Annotated in this window: 14 protein-coding genes; 10 read left to right on the top strand and 4 right to left on the bottom strand. The window is 39.4% G+C overall.

The genetic code is table 11. The features are described from left to right. The first annotated feature begins 44 nt into the window (after positions 1-44). On the top strand, positions 45-1,046 hold the full coding sequence (locus BSO02S_RS11010; RefSeq protein ID WP_066066734.1) for an LLM class flavin-dependent oxidoreductase: 1,002 nt from the start codon (positions 45-47) through the stop codon (positions 1,044-1,046). Between the two features lie 218 nt (positions 1,047-1,264). Here the strand turns inward: BSO02S_RS11010 and BSO02S_RS11020 are convergent, their stop codons facing one another. Next, positions 1,265-2,179 carry a selenium metabolism-associated LysR family transcriptional regulator gene (locus BSO02S_RS11020; protein WP_066066738.1) on the bottom strand — a complete coding sequence of 305 codons (915 nt, stop codon included), beginning with the start codon at positions 2,177-2,179 and terminating at the stop codon, positions 1,265-1,267. Between the two features lie 125 nt (positions 2,180-2,304). Between BSO02S_RS11020 and BSO02S_RS11025 the strand changes: the two genes are divergently transcribed. The 6 genes from BSO02S_RS11025 (at position 2,305) to BSO02S_RS11050 (ending at position 9,847) form a co-directional block, all read left to right on the top strand. After that, positions 2,305-3,027: a GntR family transcriptional regulator gene (locus BSO02S_RS11025; protein ID WP_066066739.1), complete on the top strand. Its 723-nt coding sequence runs from the start codon at positions 2,305-2,307 to the stop codon at positions 3,025-3,027. A 250-nt stretch (positions 3,028-3,277) separates the two neighbouring features. Continuing rightward, a complete protein-coding gene (ald, locus tag BSO02S_RS11030; RefSeq protein WP_066066742.1) occupies positions 3,278-4,414 on the top strand; it encodes an alanine dehydrogenase in 1,137 nt (378 codons plus the stop codon). Between the two features lie 22 nt (positions 4,415-4,436). Then, entirely contained in the window at positions 4,437-5,801 is a 1,365-nt protein-coding gene (locus BSO02S_RS11035; protein ID WP_066066744.1) for an aminotransferase, read from the top strand. Positions 5,802-5,823: 22 nt separating this feature from the next. Beyond that, positions 5,824-7,593, top strand: coding sequence for a sulfoacetaldehyde acetyltransferase (gene xsc, locus BSO02S_RS11040; RefSeq protein ID WP_066066745.1), 1,770 nt, complete (start codon positions 5,824-5,826; stop codon positions 7,591-7,593). 114 nt (positions 7,594-7,707) lie between these two features. Further along, complete coding sequence (locus BSO02S_RS11045; RefSeq protein WP_425320400.1) at positions 7,708-9,129, top strand: amino acid permease; 1,422 nt, start codon at positions 7,708-7,710, stop codon at positions 9,127-9,129. A gap of 112 nt (positions 9,130-9,241) precedes the next feature. Next, positions 9,242-9,847, top strand: a complete 606-nt coding sequence (locus BSO02S_RS11050) for a YitT family protein (RefSeq protein ID WP_066066747.1) — start codon at positions 9,242-9,244, stop codon at positions 9,845-9,847. Between the two features lie 48 nt (positions 9,848-9,895). Here the strand turns inward: BSO02S_RS11050 and BSO02S_RS11055 are convergent, their stop codons facing one another. Genes BSO02S_RS11055 through BSO02S_RS11065 form a run of 3 tightly spaced genes read right to left on the bottom strand, consistent with a single transcriptional unit; the run spans position 9,896 to position 12,653 of the window. Then, positions 9,896-10,711, bottom strand: a complete 816-nt coding sequence (locus BSO02S_RS11055) for an ABC transporter ATP-binding protein (protein ID WP_218010601.1) — start codon at positions 10,709-10,711, stop codon at positions 9,896-9,898. Positions 10,712-10,714: 3 nt separating this feature from the next. Continuing rightward, positions 10,715-11,743, bottom strand: coding sequence for a taurine ABC transporter substrate-binding protein (locus tag BSO02S_RS11060; protein WP_066066749.1), 1,029 nt, complete (start codon positions 11,741-11,743; stop codon positions 10,715-10,717). 19 nt (positions 11,744-11,762) lie between these two features. Next, positions 11,763-12,653 (bottom strand): ABC transporter permease, encoded by an 891-nt coding sequence (locus tag BSO02S_RS11065; RefSeq protein WP_235846904.1) that lies wholly within the window; start codon positions 12,651-12,653, stop codon positions 11,763-11,765. Between the two features lie 548 nt (positions 12,654-13,201). On the opposite strand from BSO02S_RS11065, the gene BSO02S_RS11070 reads away from it, so the two are divergent. The 3 genes from BSO02S_RS11070 to BSO02S_RS11080 all read left to right on the top strand — a co-directional run bounded on the left by BSO02S_RS11070 (position 13,202) and on the right by BSO02S_RS11080 (position 16,629). Further along, a complete protein-coding gene (locus BSO02S_RS11070) occupies positions 13,202-14,239 on the top strand; it encodes an LLM class flavin-dependent oxidoreductase (RefSeq protein WP_066066753.1) in 1,038 nt (345 codons plus the stop codon). A 617-nt stretch (positions 14,240-14,856) separates the two neighbouring features. Continuing rightward, entirely contained in the window at positions 14,857-15,282 is a 426-nt protein-coding gene (locus BSO02S_RS11075; RefSeq protein ID WP_066066754.1) for a hotdog family protein, read from the top strand. A gap of 9 nt (positions 15,283-15,291) precedes the next feature. Continuing rightward, positions 15,292-16,629: a sigma-54 interaction domain-containing protein gene (locus tag BSO02S_RS11080; protein ID WP_066066755.1), complete on the top strand. Its 1,338-nt coding sequence runs from the start codon at positions 15,292-15,294 to the stop codon at positions 16,627-16,629. The last annotated feature ends 102 nt before the right edge of the window (positions 16,630-16,731 follow it).

Raw genomic sequence — 16,731 nt, forward strand, 5'->3', positions numbered from 1 at the left:
GTTACTATTAGAGTAATCCTCCATAGTGAAAGGAACTGTATAATATGGCAACTATTCATATACCTGTATCAGTCTTAAATTTAGCCCCAATACGAGAAGGCGAGGGTCCCAAACAAGCCATAGATTCAATGATAGATCTTGCACAAGCGGTAGAAATAATGGGCTATCAACGATATTGGATTGCGGAGCATCATAATACACCGACACTTGTCAGTTCAGCAACGTCGATGTTAATTAAACATACGTTAGAACACACCAATACCATCCAAGTAGGATCTGGCGGGATCATGCTCCCGAACCATTCCCCTTTAGTAGTGGCAGAACAATTCGGAACAATGGCCACGATCTATCCAAATCGAGTCGAACTTGGTTTAGGCCGCGCTCCTGGGACCGATATGATGACGGCAAGCGCCTTAAGACGATCGAAAAATGATTCTGTTTATACATTTCCCGACGATGTCCAAGCCTTGCTTACCTATTTTGGACCGGAAAACCAGCAAAGTTATGTAAGAGCCTATCCCGGTGTAGGGACAAATATTCCAATCTATATCCTAGGTTCTTCCACGGATTCCGCCTATTTAGCAGCAAGTTTAGGTCTTCCTTATGTATTTGCTTCACACTTTGCCCCAAGATATATGGAGGAAGCCATTTCTATTTATCGTCAACGATTCCAGCCATCTGAATATTTGGATAAACCATATATGATGGTCTGTTTAAATGTAATTGCGGCGGAGAGTGATGAAGAAGCAGAATGGTTATCAACAACGAAACATCAATTTTTCTTAAATGTGGTCCGCGGTTCGAAAAATCCGTTACAGCCGCCTGTTGAAAACATGGATAAGCTATGGACCCCAGCGGAAAAAGAAATGGCCGCAGCAATGTCAAGTGTGACGTTGTTGGGAAGCAAAGAAACAATCCGCCAACAATTGACCGATTTTCAAGAAAAATATAACGTAGATGAAATCATGGCTGTGTCCTATATCTATGACCCTGAAAAACAAAAACGTTCGTATGAAATATTTAAAGAAATTGTGGATGGGAAATGATTCACCTAGGAACGGTTTGTTACAAGAAAAGGGTGGTAAGGACTCCGGCCGTACCAAAGATAATAATTATTTTTATTAAAAAGGGAGAGGGAATCCTTCCCCTTTTGATTAATCCGTTCTTCCCCTTCCTTGACAATCTTCCGATGTCCCTTTTTCCCCCATTTCAACTTATTAAGATAGAGTAATGGCTTTGTTAAAATATTAGTGTATCTCCTTTATTAATAAACCTCACTCTTACCTTTCATAGAAGTAAGAAACAACTCCTTGAATGCATCGCTGGCAGGGGTCAACACTTGTTTCTTGTGGATGAGATAAAAATATCGTTTTAGCGGGATGCCTTTAATTCTAGTTTGTTTCAGCAGACCTAAGTCCAGTTCTTTCTGGATCGTCGTTTTGGAGATAATGGCTACACCCAAACCGGATTCTACTGATGATTTAATCGATTCGGTATTTTCTAGCTCCATAACAATCTGTAATTGATCTAATTCCAGCTGATGATTAAATAAATTTGTTTCCAGTACCTGCCTTGTACCTGACCCCTGTTCCCTGGCGATTATTGGCAGAGTAAACAGTAATTCTGGCTCAATTGTATCTTCTACAAGACAAGGATGGGGGTCACGAGCGGATGATATGATGACAAGCTCATCCTCTAAAAATGGTAGGCTATCAATTTCTTTGCGTGGGATAGCTGCCTCAATAAATCCTAAATCAATTTTTCCGTCCAGCAATTTTTCAATAATTTGATAGGAATTGTCAATTTTCAAACTTAAATTAACTTTATTGTATTGTTTGATAAAATCGCCAAGGAAATACGGAAGTAAATATTCTCCGATTGTTAGACTGGCGCCTAAACGCAGGTCGCCATGAACCGTTTCAGATAGGAGGGAAATATCCTTTTCCACTTGGCTAACAAGCTGGATTATTTGTTCTGCATAACTGAAAAGGATTGTTCCAGCATATGTCAGCTCCATTTTTTTCGTGGAGCGGTCAAATAATGTCGTATTTAAATATTCCTCTAAATGTTTGATATGTAAACTGACAGATGGTTGTGAGAGGTGAAGTACTTTCGCTGTCTCTGAGAAGTTCCTTTTTGTAGCGGCCATGAAAAAAACTTTAAGGTGTTCAAGATTCATATTTACCCCTCCAACCTTCTAAATTTATTCCCTATTATAAAGGAAACTAATGACAAGTGCGACATAAATTAGTAACATATAATTATAAAATAAAAAAATTGGAAAATTCAAGGAGGGGAACGATAGTGAATTTAAATCCAAAAGACCCACTGCCACTTCACATTCAATTAAGAAATAAGCTCGAGAAATTAATTAAGGAAGGTTATTACCAAGAGAAAATACCTAGTGAAAGGGAGCTCATGGAGTCCTATAAAGTGAGCAGGAGTACGGTGAGAGAAGCAGTTTCCCATTTAGTAAGAGATGGTATTTTAGAAAAAGTTCATGGAAAAGGGACGTTTATTTCCCTTAAACCGATTCAGGATTGGCTCGGAAGCCTTAGCAGTACAACGGAGATAATTAAACGGATGGGTATGAAACCTGATGCAAAGCTTGTAAAGCATGGCATTGTGGAAACACCAGATGAAATAAAGGAAGTTACCGGCTTTCAAGAAGCTTACTATATTAAAAGAATCAGATATGCAAATGATGTCCCGATTGCGATTGAAGTTCAGTACTACCCAATTGAAATTGGCAAAAAGCTAGCGGAGTTTGATATTGAAAAAGGGACTTTATACGATTTCCTTGAGGAAGACCTACAAATAAAATTTTCCGATGCAGAGCAGATCATTACAAGCGGTCAATTATCTAAGGAAGATGCTGAACTTTTAGAGATACCAGAACCTTTCAATGTACTGGTTACCGAACGATTGTTGATGGACCAAGAGGGTGATTTAATAGAATATTACATTGCCTATTTTCGCTCAGATATGTACTCGTTTCGAATCAAACTTTCAAGAAAATATAATTAAAAAAGGATTAATGACGGAACGAAATGGAACGATTAAAAATATTAATAAATAGTATTAAAATACTAAATATTCTTTATGATTGGAATATATTGAAAATTGTAACTAAGTATGATTAAATTTAATTAAGGTTGCTTTGTTATCCAAACTGGTCCGGATGACCTGATGTCCGTATTTTAAAAGGAAAAGTGTAAACGCTATCATCCAAAACAGATAACTTTTGACCGTAATGAATTGAAAGGACGTGTAGGTTTTGATTATTGGTGTACCAAAAGAAATTAAGAATAACGAAAATCGGGTTTCCATGGTCCCTGCGAGTGTAGCCTCTTATGTAAAGACAGGACACCGGGTCTTAGTTGAGAAGGACGCTGGCTTAGGAAGTGGAATTTCGAATGAAGAATACGAAAAAGCGGGTGCAATGATCGTCCCGACAGCGGGGGATGCTTGGGCTGCTGAAATGGTAGTTAAAGTAAAAGAACCTCAAGCCGAAGAGTTTCAATACTTGCGTAAAGGCTTAATTCTATTTACGTATCTCCATTTGGCTGCTGAACCTGAATTAACGAAAGCATTAATCGATAACCAGGTGACAGCAGTCGCTTATGAAACCATCCAGTTAGAAAATCGTTCACTGCCGCTGTTAACTCCAATGAGTGAAGTAGCCGGCAGAATGTCGGTTCAGCTCGGGGCACAATTTTTAGAAAGAATTCATGGAGGGAAAGGGGTTTTATTAGGCGGAGTACCTGGCGTAAAACCAGGAAAAGTTGTCATCATCGGCGGAGGAGTAGTCGGAACAAATGCGGCGAAAATGGCCATCGGGCTTGGAGCGGATGTGACAATCTTTGATATAAATGCTGAACGTCTACGGCAATTAGATGATCTTTTTGGCGGCAGAGTAAAGACTGTGATGTCCAATCCATTCAACATTGCGGAGGAAGTCAAGCAGGCAGACTTACTTATTGGCGCCGTCCTAATCCCTGGTGCAAAGGCTCCACAGCTTGTCAGTGAAGAAATGGTTAAACAAATGGAAGAAAAATCCGTGATTATCGATGTAGCCGTTGATCAAGGCGGATCAATCGAAACAATCGACCATATAACATCTCATGATTCCCCCACATATATAAAACATGGTGTCTTACATTACGCCGTGCCGAACATCCCGGGAGCTGTATCAAAAACATCAACGTATGCCCTGGCAAATGTAACTACCCCATATGGTTTGCTGCTTGCAAACAAAGGGCTTCAACAATCTGTACTGTTAAACCCGGCATTAGCAAAAGGCCTTAACACCTATCAGGGTAAAGTTATACACCCAGCGGTTGCAGAAACATACAACATTCCTTTTACACCTTTAAGTGAGTTATTTCAAAAAATACCATCTACAACAGTATAAAAATATAGGAGGGATCATCATAATGACTAAACTAGAAGTTCAAGAGCAGGAAATACTTGAAACTCAGGATCAAAATCATTTATGGCATGCCATGAGCCGTCATGTAGAAGGCGGTAAGCCCACAATTGCTGAGTCTGGTGAAGGTTCTTGGTTTACCGATGTACATGGCAAGCGTTACTTGGATGGTGTATCCGGATTATGGTGTTTAAATTTGGGCCATGGCCGGAAGGAAATTGTCGATGCGGCGGCGGAACAAATGATGAAACTTTCCTATTTTCCACTAACGTTAAGTCATATACCGGCAATTCAATTATCTACTAAAATCAGTGATCTATTAGGAGATTCCTATAAAACCTTCTTTTCCAATAGCGGTTCGGAAGCCAATGAAACGGCATTTAAAATTGCCAGACAATATCATATTCAGAATGGTAATCCAGGAAAATTTAAAATTATTTCAAGGTATCGTGCCTATCATGGTTCGACACTAGGGGCATTAAGTGCAACAGCACAAGCAAACCGCAGGGTAAAATACGATCCAGGTGTGCCAGGCTTCCTCCATGTTCCACCACCGTATAGCTATCGCTGCCCGTTTGGCGAGGAGGTTACTGATTGCGATAAAGTGGCCGCAGATATGATAGACCAAGTGATAAATTGGGAAGGATCTGAAACTGTATCTGCTGTCATCATGGAACCGTTTATTTCTGGCGGAGGTGTGATTGTTCCATCAGAAAAATATTTACAGGGTGTAGCAGAGATTTGTATGAAACATGATGTCCTGCTCATTATGGATGAAGTCGTATCAGGGTTTGGAAGAACCGGAAAAATGTTTGGATTTATGCATTCTGAAGGTGTTCAGCCTGATATTGTGACCATGGCCAAGGGACTGACGAGCGGCTATTTACCGCTAGGAGCAACGGCGGTGAAATCGGAACTATTTGAAACCTTTAAAGAAAAGGGGAATGACAAACACCTTCGTCACGTCTCTACCTATGGGGGACACCCGGCAAGCTGTGCCGTTGCACTGAAAAATATTGAAATTATTGAACAAGAAAATATCGTAAGCAGGGTTGCCACATTAGGTGAATCGATTCTAGGTAGATTAAAAGATTTAATTCAGCATGAAAATGTTGGAGAAATACGCCATAAAGGATTTTTATATGGAATTGAATTAGTCAAAGATAAAGAGTCCAAAGAGCCTGCTGCAGATGAAATGTTGGCTAAAGTAATCGGCTTATGTAAAGAAAAAGGCTTAATTATTGGCAGAAATGGTGACACCGTACCAGGTTTTAATAACGTGCTTATTATTGCCCCTCCGCTTTCTTCGACGGAAGAGGACCTGAACTTCTTGGTGGAAACGGTAAAATATGCTTTTGATCAACTAAATTAATCTTAGAAGGGTTGTGCTAATAATGGCAAAAGTAGAAAAAGAATTACAACAAATAAAAACGAAAAAAGTGAAAATGACACCTAGTGAGGCAATTGTGGAGACACTTGTTGCAGAAGGGGTAAAGCATATTTCGGGTATTTTGGGATCTGCATTTATGGATATGCTTGATCTTTTACCTACTGCTGGTATCCGCTTTATTGGGGTTCGTCATGAACAAAGTGCAGCACATATGGCGGATGCCTACACAAGAGTGAGTGGGGTAGCAGGCGTAGTCATTGGTCAAAATGGGCCTGGAATCACAAATATGGTGACTTCTGTGGCTGCTGCAAATCAAGCACATACACCAATGGTCGTTATTTCACCATCTGCAGGAACACCAACTGTCGGTTGGGACGGGTTCCAAGAGTGTGACCAAGTATCCATATTTAAAGCAATTACGAAGGAAACGGTAAGGGTTACCCATCCAGGCCGTGTAGCTGATTGTTTACGAACAGCGTTTCGTATCGCTTATGCCGAGCGAGGACCTGTATTGTTCGATATTCCGAGGGACTATTTCTATGGAGAATTAGAAGATGCCATTTTAGAGCCGCATCAATACCGTGTTGATAATCGGGGCTGTGGATCTTTAGAGTTAATTGATCAAGCCGTTGAATTATTGGCTAATGCAAAAAATCCTGTCATCATTTCAGGTCGTGGCGTTGTTGACTCTGACGGCATTGAAGCCGTAAAGGAAATTGCGGAACACCTTACAGCACCTGTTGCTGTTTCATACATGCATAATGATGCATTCCCTGCTAATCATGCTTTATCTGTTGGACCCATCGGCTATATGGGAGCAAAATCGGCTATGAACACGCTTAAGGATGCTGACGTTGTGTTAGCCCTGGGTACTCGTTTATCTGTTTTTGGAACACTGCCTTGCTATGATATCGATTATTTTCCGAAAAATGCAAAGATTATACAAGTGGATATTAATCCGCGTAATATTGCCCGTACACATCCGGTGGAAGTGGGAATTATCGGCGATGCGAAGGCTGCGAGTGTTGAAATCGCTAAACGCTTGATAGAAAAGACGCCAAATTTAGCGGCAAATCAAGAAAGACTTCGTCAAGCAGCCGAAGAAAAAGCGCAATGGGAGAAAGAGTTAGTTGACCTTGCAATGGTAGATGGAAATCCAATTAATCCACGTCGTGCGCTGCTAGAACTTACCAAGGTTTTACCAGAAAACGCCATCGTTACAACCGATATTGGAAATGTTTCATCAACAGCAAATGCCTACTTAAAATTTAATCATGGGCGTCAGCATATCGCTGCCTTAACTTTTGGTAATACTGGTTTTGCGTATCCATCTGCATTAGGTGCAAAGCTTGCTAATCCAACTAGTCCAGTAGTGGCTATTGTCGGTGACGGTGCATGGGGGATGAGCTTGCATGAAGTCAGCACAGCTGTGGAGGAAAATATTCCGGTAGTCGCTTGTGTGTTTAATAATAATGCCTGGTGTGCAGAAAAGAAAAACCAAGTTGACTTTTATAATAATCGTTTCGTAGGTGCAGATATTCAAAATCCTAATTTTGCAGAAGTCGCTAGATCGATGGGGGCAGTAGGAATAAATGTCGAAAGACCAGAGGATGTCGGACCTGCTATCCAAAGAGCGATTGAGTCAAATAAGCCAACGGTTATTGACATCCAAGTAGATGGAACTCAATTGGCACCGCCATTTAGAAAAGATGCATTGAAATTGCCGACACGCTTTTTACCTAAATATTCCCACTTGGATCACAAAAACTGGTAAAACACATGGAAAGAGGGGCAACCTATTTGGGATCGCCCCTCTTTTTTTTCTAAATATCCTCTTATTGAACAATTGCCCATGTTATCTCTAAAAAAATACTGAAAGTTGGTGGATATTTTGGAGCATCAACCAGAAAAACTCAAAGCCGGCCTTAAACAAAGGCATTTGACCATGATATCTTTGAGTGGGGTTATTGGAGCGGGACTGTTTGTTGGAAGCGGTATCATAATCGGCAAAACAGGTCCAGGAGCCATCTTATCATATGTAATTGCGGGCATAATCGTGGTTCTTATTATGCGGATGCTTGGTGAAATGGCAACCGTTAATCCGAATACAGGATCTTTTGCCGTATATGCAAGAGAAGGCATTGGTGAATGGGCAGGTTTCACAACGGGATGGTTATATTGGTTTTTCTGGGTTATTGTTATTGCACTGGAGGCAGTTGCTGGTGCAGCAATTGTACATGAATGGCTTCCCTTCATTCCAGTCTGGCTGATAAGCCTAGCATTAATTATTTTATTACAACTTACGAATGTTTTTTCAGTTAAATCCTTTGGGGAATTTGAATATTGGTTTTCAATTATTAAAATAGGAAGTATTATTCTGTTTTTAATCTTAGGCGCAGCGGTTATTTTTGGATTTGTTCCAGGTATTAAGTCACCCGGCGTATCGAATCTTACAAACTTCGGAGGTTTCATACCTAATGGTTTAGGTTCAGTAATAGTTGGTATTGCAATTGTTTTTCATGCCTTCGTTGGAGTTGAAATTCCGGCCATTGCAGCTGGCGAAACCTCAGACCCAGTGAATAATGTAAAAAGAGCATTAAATAGTGTGGTCTGGCGGATTCTAATTTTTTACATTGGTTCGATTGCAGTAGTAGTAACTCTTTTACCTTGGAATTCAGGAACACTATTAAAAAGCCCGTTTGTTTCGGTTCTTGAATTGATTGGAATTCCTTCGGCAGCCGTTTTCATGAATATAGTGGTCTTGACTGCATTGTTATCTTGCCTAAATTCGGGGCTCTATACAAGCTCTCGAATGCTATTTTCTCTCTCTCAAAAGGGTGATGCCCCAAAAGTATTTTCAAAACTAAGCAAGAATGGGGTTCCTGTTTTTGCAGTATTAGGGAGCACATTATTTGCGTTTATTAGCACAATTTTTAGTTACGTATCCCCAGATAAAATCTTTTTCTTTTTGGTAAACTCATCTGGTGGGGTTGGAATTCTTGTCTATTTAGCCATTGCAATTTCACATTTACGCTTAAGAAAAAGAATGGAGAAAACTAATCCCGGAATTTTTAAAATTAAAATGTGGTTCTTCCCATATTTAACCTATGCAACAATAGCTGCCATGATTTCCGTCCTTATTTTAATGGCATTTATTGAATCGCAGCGACCGCAGTTTATTTTTACATCGCTGTTTACCATCATTGTTATTTCATCATACTTCGTAAATCGGCGAAGAAAGGAGAGCATTGATAGGCAAGAAATAGGGTTGAATTCTCGTATTCTAAACCCCGATAAACAAGAAATCTAGTAAACGTCACTTTAACACAAAATGTAACTGTGATTCATAAAAAGGTAAAAGGCTTTTATTTATGGAAAAATAAAAGCCTTTTACTTTTTTATTCTAGCGAGGGGGATAACCGTTGAAAGATGTAATGAAAATAATTTTTGGTAATAGTTTAATAGGTAGTTCTTATGCCTGTTTAGTTGTCCCGCATGAAATAATTAATGGCGGTGTCACTAGTTTAGCCTTAATATTAAACGCTATATCTGGGGCAGGGATTACCAAACTAGCAAATATCATAACATTCCTTTTATTATTGATCTGTTTAATTTTCCTTGGTAGGGATTATTTTTTTAAATCTATTTTAAGTAGTATTTGTTACTTGTTCTTCTTTAACTTTTTTTACTCATTGCAGTTTAGCACAAATTTAAACCAAGTTTCTTCCATTATATTAGCATCAGTATTGATAGCTCTAGGGTATTACTTTTGTATATCCGCCAATGCCACTACCGTAGGGGTGGACGTTATAGCCATCATCTTACATCATAGAAATAAAAAAATTGATATCGCAATTGCGATAAGGTGTCTTAATTATATTGTGTTATTATTTGGATTCTCTCTGTTTGGTTGGATTTCAATCATTAAAGGAGTGATCTTTACCTTTATTTATTCACTATTATTGAAAAAACTATTGAATAGAAATCAGGTTGTTATTTTAGATAAAGACAGGGTAGTAAAAAATTAAAGGTAAAAACCGCTTGATTCTTGTGATTCAAGCGGTTTTTACCATTCATTATAAAGAAATGAGACTAATGATCTCTTCACGTCGTTTAACGAAGTCTGGTTCTGTTCGGTACATACGGCTTTTTCCTTCTTCAATTCTATAGGGGAAATCGCTGTACATTTCTCTAAGGATGCGACCTGGCCTTGCTGATAAAACAATAATATGCGTCCCTAACAATAAGGCTTCTTCCACATCATGTGTAATAAAAAATATCGTCTTATGCGTCTCTTTCCATATCTTCCTAATATTATCTTGCATTTGTTCCTTTGTCATGGCATCTAAAGCACCAAATGGTTCATCCATCAATACAATGCGCGGATCATTTGCTAATACACGGGCAATAGATGCTCTTTGCTTCATACCGCCGGAAAGCTCATAAGATTTTGCTTTTTTAAACTGGGAAAGGCCAACCATTTCTAAATAATGATCAACAATTTCACGTTTTTCTTTCGCTGGAACTTTCCTCATTTTTAAGCCAAAGCCAACATTATCTTCAATATTCAACCATGGATACAGCATTTGTTGCTGGAAAACAACACCCCTATGCCGATCAGGCTTAGGTGAAATGGGCTTGTTGTCTAGCAGAACTTCACCGGATGTAGCCTGGTGGTAGCCCGCTAAAATGCGTAATAATGTGGTCTTCCCACATCCGGAAGGACCTAATACACAGACGAAACTGCCTTCTTTAATTTGTAAATTAATATTTTTTAGTGCCGTCACAACCTGCTTATCTGTCTGGTAGGTTAAATCTACATTTTTTATTTGAAGGACCATAGAATCAGATGCGGTTTCTTTAAGAGCATGACTATTAATAATGGGGCTCACCACCTAATCTTTTTGAAGGAATTTCGGTTCAATGGCATCTTCATAGGCTTTAAGATCGGGTACAGTGTTAATCGCCTTTTGCGTTTTTAAAAACTCTGCCGTATCTTTTAACGCTTTGGAAAATGATCCTTTTTTGTCAACTGTTCCTAAATACTCGTCTGAAGCTTGTTCTTTTGCATCTAACCAGATTAATTGATCCATGAAAAATGTTGCGTCTTCTTTTGATACGTTTAACTCATTTTTCATAGCTTCAGCCGCTTCGTCTTTTGATGAACGATATAATTGGACGGATTCATCTAGTATTTTAATATATTGTTTTAATACATCTGGATGATTCTTAATAAAGTCCTTCGTTGCGATTCCTACATCAGCAGTGAGAATTCCATCCTTTGCAAGGTCGCGGCTTGTTAAAACAATGTTGCCGTCATTCACCATTTCACCTAGTGTCGGGTACCAGACATATCCGCCATCAATTTGTCCTTGTTTCCACGCAGCTAACATGTCAGCTGGCTTCATATCTAAAATGGTTACTTTATTTTGGTCAATTCCTTTTAATTTAAGGGCGGATAACAAACTGTAATGTGTAGTTGAACCGAAAGAGACTGCTATTTTTTTACCCACAACATCTTCAAGTGATTTAATTCCACTATCTTTCTTGACAGCTAATGCCTCGTTATCTCCAATGACATCGTGAAGCCAAATGACTTTATATGGTAAATTTTGTGCTACCCCGGATGCGACTGAACTAGAACCAATCAGGCCGGCATCAATTTCTCCTGCAGCCATGGCCGTATTCACATCAACCGCTGCCTCAAATTGATGCAAGGTTACCTTCACACCTTTGAACTTCTCCTCAAACATTTTGGTTGCTTTTGCTAGCAGCTCTGCATTTGGTATGACTTGGTAACCAATTCGGAACTCTACCCTACCATCAGCAGATTTAGATGTTGTTTTATTCCCACAGGCACTAATCATCAATAGTGAGAAAACAATCATCAAAGACATGAACCATTTCATTTTGCCGTTTTTCATCCCTTTACCCCCTGTCTTTTTAATCTTTACCCTTCCATGGAATTACTTTGTCTTCAATTTTACGAAGGATTCGATCAAGTAAAATCCCTGTTACTCCCATCAAAATAATACCAACGTACATGATATCACTCCGTAAATATTTACTTGCATCAAGCACTAACCACCCGATACCAGAGACGGCGGCAACCATTTCAGAGGCAACTAAAGTTGTATAAGCAAATCCAATCGCTGTTCGCATTCCAGTGAATATCTCCGGTAAACAAGACGGAAAAATAACATAACGAAATGTTTGCCAGTTATTTGCACCTAATGAAGTAGCGGAATGGATCCGATCTTCCAAGACTCCTTTTACGCCGGATACTGCTGCAATATACATGGGAGCAAAAGCAGCAAGATATAATAAAGCAATCTTTGATAGATCGCCAATTCCAAACCATAAAATTAAGAGTGTGTAGTATGACAATGGTGGTAGTGGACGATAGAATTCTAGGATGGGGTCTAATGCAGCGCGTACTTTTGATGAATAACCACTGATTAATCCTAATGGAACTGCTGTAATTAATGCGAAGAAGAAGGCCATAGATAATCTGTATAGACTATCTAGTAGATGAAATAACAAACTATTTCCTTTATAACCATTAATTAGTAAATCGGTAAAGGCTGCCCAAGTTTTTGCTGGAGAAGGGATAAAGACTTCAGAGAAAATATTGAGTTTGGTGACTGTATACCATAGTAAAAATATAATAACAATTGAACTCCACATGATGCCCGTTTCCTGTGGGATTTTCCACTTTCTTTTTTTTCGTAGGATATCCGGTATCTCAATTTCCCTATTATTTTCCAGAGGTGTAAGGGTGTCATAGGGTGGAAAGGTATCTTGGTCAACTTTTTTATTCGTGTTTCCATTCATAAATGTACATCACTCTCCTTTTTCATGTAGCTGAAATAGTTTTGTTTCATTTAGGCATTTTTCACCATTTTTGCCTTTTGAAATGGCTTTCATAGATAGTGAGGCAAAGCATTCGGATATAAATCGTATTATATTGGATGGAAAATATGCCGTCAATGATATTTGAAAATTGAAACTATTTAAAATACAGATGGAAGGTATAAGTAAATCTTATAGTTCTAGGTTCACAGTGGATTAGGTCCATTTTTTTCAGTAGGAGAAGTTAGGGGGAAGATGAATATCATTGATCAAATCATAGATTTAGGATTGTCTATTTTTCCTTTTTACCCGTCAGTTTTCCGATTATACCCGTCACTTCCTTCCCACAGTGAAAAAGAACCCAACACCCTGAACACGATTGCAAATTCGATTAATTGTACAAATAAAGATAGTTAGTTAAGATAATGATAGGATTTTAAGTGAGGGTTTAATAGAGCAATGGTTCATCATGTGGAATTAATTTTGCTTCTAACTGCGAACTAGACAAAACATAATGGGGGTACTTTTTAGTGGAAATAGGTATTAGCACATTTGTAGAGACAACGCCGGATGTTAAAACAGGTGAGGTGATCAGTCATGCCCAACGAATACGGGAGGTTGTCGAGGAAATTGTCCTAGCAGATCAAGTGGGGCTGGATGTTTTTGGTGTGGGTGAGCACCATCGCGTAGATTATGCAGCATCTTCTCCGGCCATTGTACTGGCCGCTGCAGCATCACAAACAAGCCGGATTAGGCTGACTAGTGCCGTAACGGTGCTTTCTTCCGCCGATCCGGTGCGGGTCTTTCAGGATTTTGCTACACTCGATGCCATCTCAAATGGACGTGCAGAGATTATGGCAGGTCGGGGTTCCTTTATCGAATCTTTTCCGCTGTTTGGCTATGATTTAAAGGACTACGATCAGTTATTCGAGGAGAAGCTGGAGCTGTTGTTAAAAATACGGGAGTCCGAGAAAGTGACATGGAAAGGCGGGCATCGACCGGCCATTAATAATCTAGGTGTGTATCCAAGACCGGTTCAGAATCCTTTGCCTGTCTGGATTGGCAGCGGTGGAAACCAGGATTCCGTTATCCGAGCAGGTCTCCTTGGACTCCCGTTGGTTCTAGCGATAATTGGAGGTAGTCCCCGGCAGTTTGCGCCGCTTGTCCAGCTTTATAAGAAGGCAGTTGCTCACGCCGGTCATGACCTATCGAAGTTGCCGGTTGCCTCGCATTCACATGGTTTCATCGCAGATAGTACCGAAGCAGCAGCTGAAAAGTTTTTCCCTTCAACGCAGCAGGCCATGAATAAATTAGGAAGCGAGCGTGGATGGGGAAGGTATGACCGCTCCAGTTTCGATGCTGCTTGCGGCTTTGAAGGTGCATTGTATGTAGGTGATCCGAAAACGGTGGCTGAGAAAATCATTCACTTGCGAAAGAATGTGGGAATCACACGCTTTATGCTCCATGTACCGGTGGGTACCATGCCACATGATGATGTAATGAGAGCGATTGAACTGTTAGGAAAAGAGGTTGCGCCAATCGTTAGAGAAGAGGTATCCAGATGGTAAGGGGAAAGCGAAGTGGAGTTGTAGGTTGGTTTGCAGCTAACACTTTAAGAGTGCCATAAAGTCTTATCTTGAAGTTAGCAGGCACAGGTGGAGGTTTTTCCTTGTCATCACTTATTACTTGATCGATCACTATTTCCGTTTGTTAAGTCAATCTTGAAAGAGAATGGGTATTTCTTCATGGAGACCTTTATTCGTCACCAAGGTGCAAAAATCTGGGAGTATCCAATTTTATAGTGTCTTTTTAACCTCTTTAGGAAGAATTTAGTTCAAGGACAAAGGAGGGAAAAAGAGGACAAACCGAAATAACAATCGATATCAACCATATACGGGTGGAAGTAAATCATCCGATATGGAATTTGGAGCAGAACTTACCCAAAGTAAAAAAGCTAGGAAACAGGCAGCAAGAGAAAGCAAAAATAATAGTAAATAATAAAAATACATAATTTCAAAAGTAATTCACTCTAAAAAAGAAGTTAATATCCAAATCGGAAAGGGCCCAATCTCTTCAAAAGATTGGGCTCTTTCCTTTTTTAAAGTAGTTTTTTCGGAAGGTAAAAGGTATAGTTGAAAGTATGGGCGTAATATTCATAATATTTTAACTATAGGAGAATAAATAGATGAGTTTAATCATTGATAAATTGTTTATTGGACAAATTGGACGGCTGAAACGGACATTTAATGATAGCGATGTAAGATTATGTAATGAGTTAACAAAAGATTTTAGTCCTATTTATCAACAAAGTGAAAATGATTGGAAAAGTTTTTACAATAAACCACTTGTGCCTGGGTTACTAACGGAAGGCCTAATCACTCAGGTGATCAGCCAAAAGCTGCCTGGAACAGCATGTGTTTTACTCCAGAAGGAATTGGTCTTTTATCATCCCGTCCATATAGGGGATGAGATCACGGCTGAACTCGAAATAATTGATATTAACCATGATCGGAACTGGCTAACCCAAAAGGTGAATTGTTATAACCAAAATGGAAATGAAGTGGTTAAAGGACAGGTCGTTATCCTAGTTTTACCGAGTCACATCACTTAGGTGGGGAACATGGAGAGTATAAAAAATTTGCAAAGCCCTGTTGGTCAATGGGGTTATATTGTAGTTGACGAAAATGGTTTTGTCATTGATGCTAGTCCTGATTTTTGCCGTCACTTCTCTTTTATAAGGACGGAATTACTTGGTATCTCTTTAGCCCAAGTGATTGAAGGAACTTCAAAAAACCTAACGCCTCCCACTGAACACCAACAAGTTATTTTTGGTGTAATAAAGGATCATTCCTGTTTCATTCGAGTCGATAGACAGGACAATCATATTTTCTATTCGATCATTTTAAGACAAGAAGAGATCAATATTTATGAATTAAACTCTTTTATGAAAACCATTGAGAAGTCAAAATTTCAGAAAAAGTCTAGTAAAGGTAACCGGTACAGCTTTGAGGATATTATTGGAGAAAGCCCATTGATGAACCAAATTAAAGAGTTAGCAGCAAGAATCGGGACGAGCAACTCCACTGTCTTACTTACAGGGGAGAGTGGAACGGGAAAGGAGCTTTTTGCGCAAGCAATCCATGGACTTAGTTCGCGGAAAAATCATCCTTTTGTTGCCGTCAACTGTGCCGCCATTCCCGATGAATTATTTGAATCTGAGGTGTTTGGCTATGAAGCAGGGGCATTCAGCGGTGCAAAAAAAGAAGGGAAGCCAGGTAAAATCGAATTAGCGCATAATGGAACGCTATTTCTAGATGAAATTTCCGAACTTCCCTACCAAGCTCAGGGTAAGCTGCTCAGGGTATTACAGGAACGTGAGGTAGAAAGGCTTGGAGGAACTGGAAGTAAAAATGTTGATATCCGGATCATTACCGCTACAAACCGAGATTTAAAAATGCTTGTGCAGGAAGGGAAATTCCGACAGGATTTATTTTACCGATTGTACGTATTTGAATTGAAAATTCCTTCTCTCCGTCAAAGAAAGTCGGACATCCTGCCTTTGGCCTATCATTTTATCAATGAATTGAATGAAAAATTAGTTCTTAATGTTAGTTACTTAACACCTGAGCTGCAAGAATGGCTTGTAAGTTATCAGTGGCCTGGAAATGTAAGAGAATTGAAGGCGTTTATCGAACGCGGGATGAATATTGTTGAGGGAGATACGCTTACATTGGAAGGTTCGTTCCTTATATCAGCCTATGAAGCGGCTGACCAGAAAACAGATTTGGAAGAAATCACGATCCCGATAAGCTTAGAAGAGGCAGTCTCTCAGGCAGAAATAGCTGCCATTAAACAAGCGTTAAAGGTATCAGATGGGGACCGAACAAGGGCAGCTCAAATCCTAAACATTCATTTAGCCAGCCTTTATCGAAAAATCGCCAAATATAAGCTTAAGTAAACAAGATTACTAGTTCTTAACACACATTTATGTGTGTTTTTTTCTATTCGCATTCTTGTTTCGCGAAAATGCGAAAAAATAGTGGGATTGCAAACTTGCGAA

The organism is Neobacillus soli NBRC 102451 (assembly GCF_001591665.1).
Lineage (GTDB): Bacteria > Bacillota > Bacilli > Bacillales > Cytobacillaceae > Neobacillus > Neobacillus soli.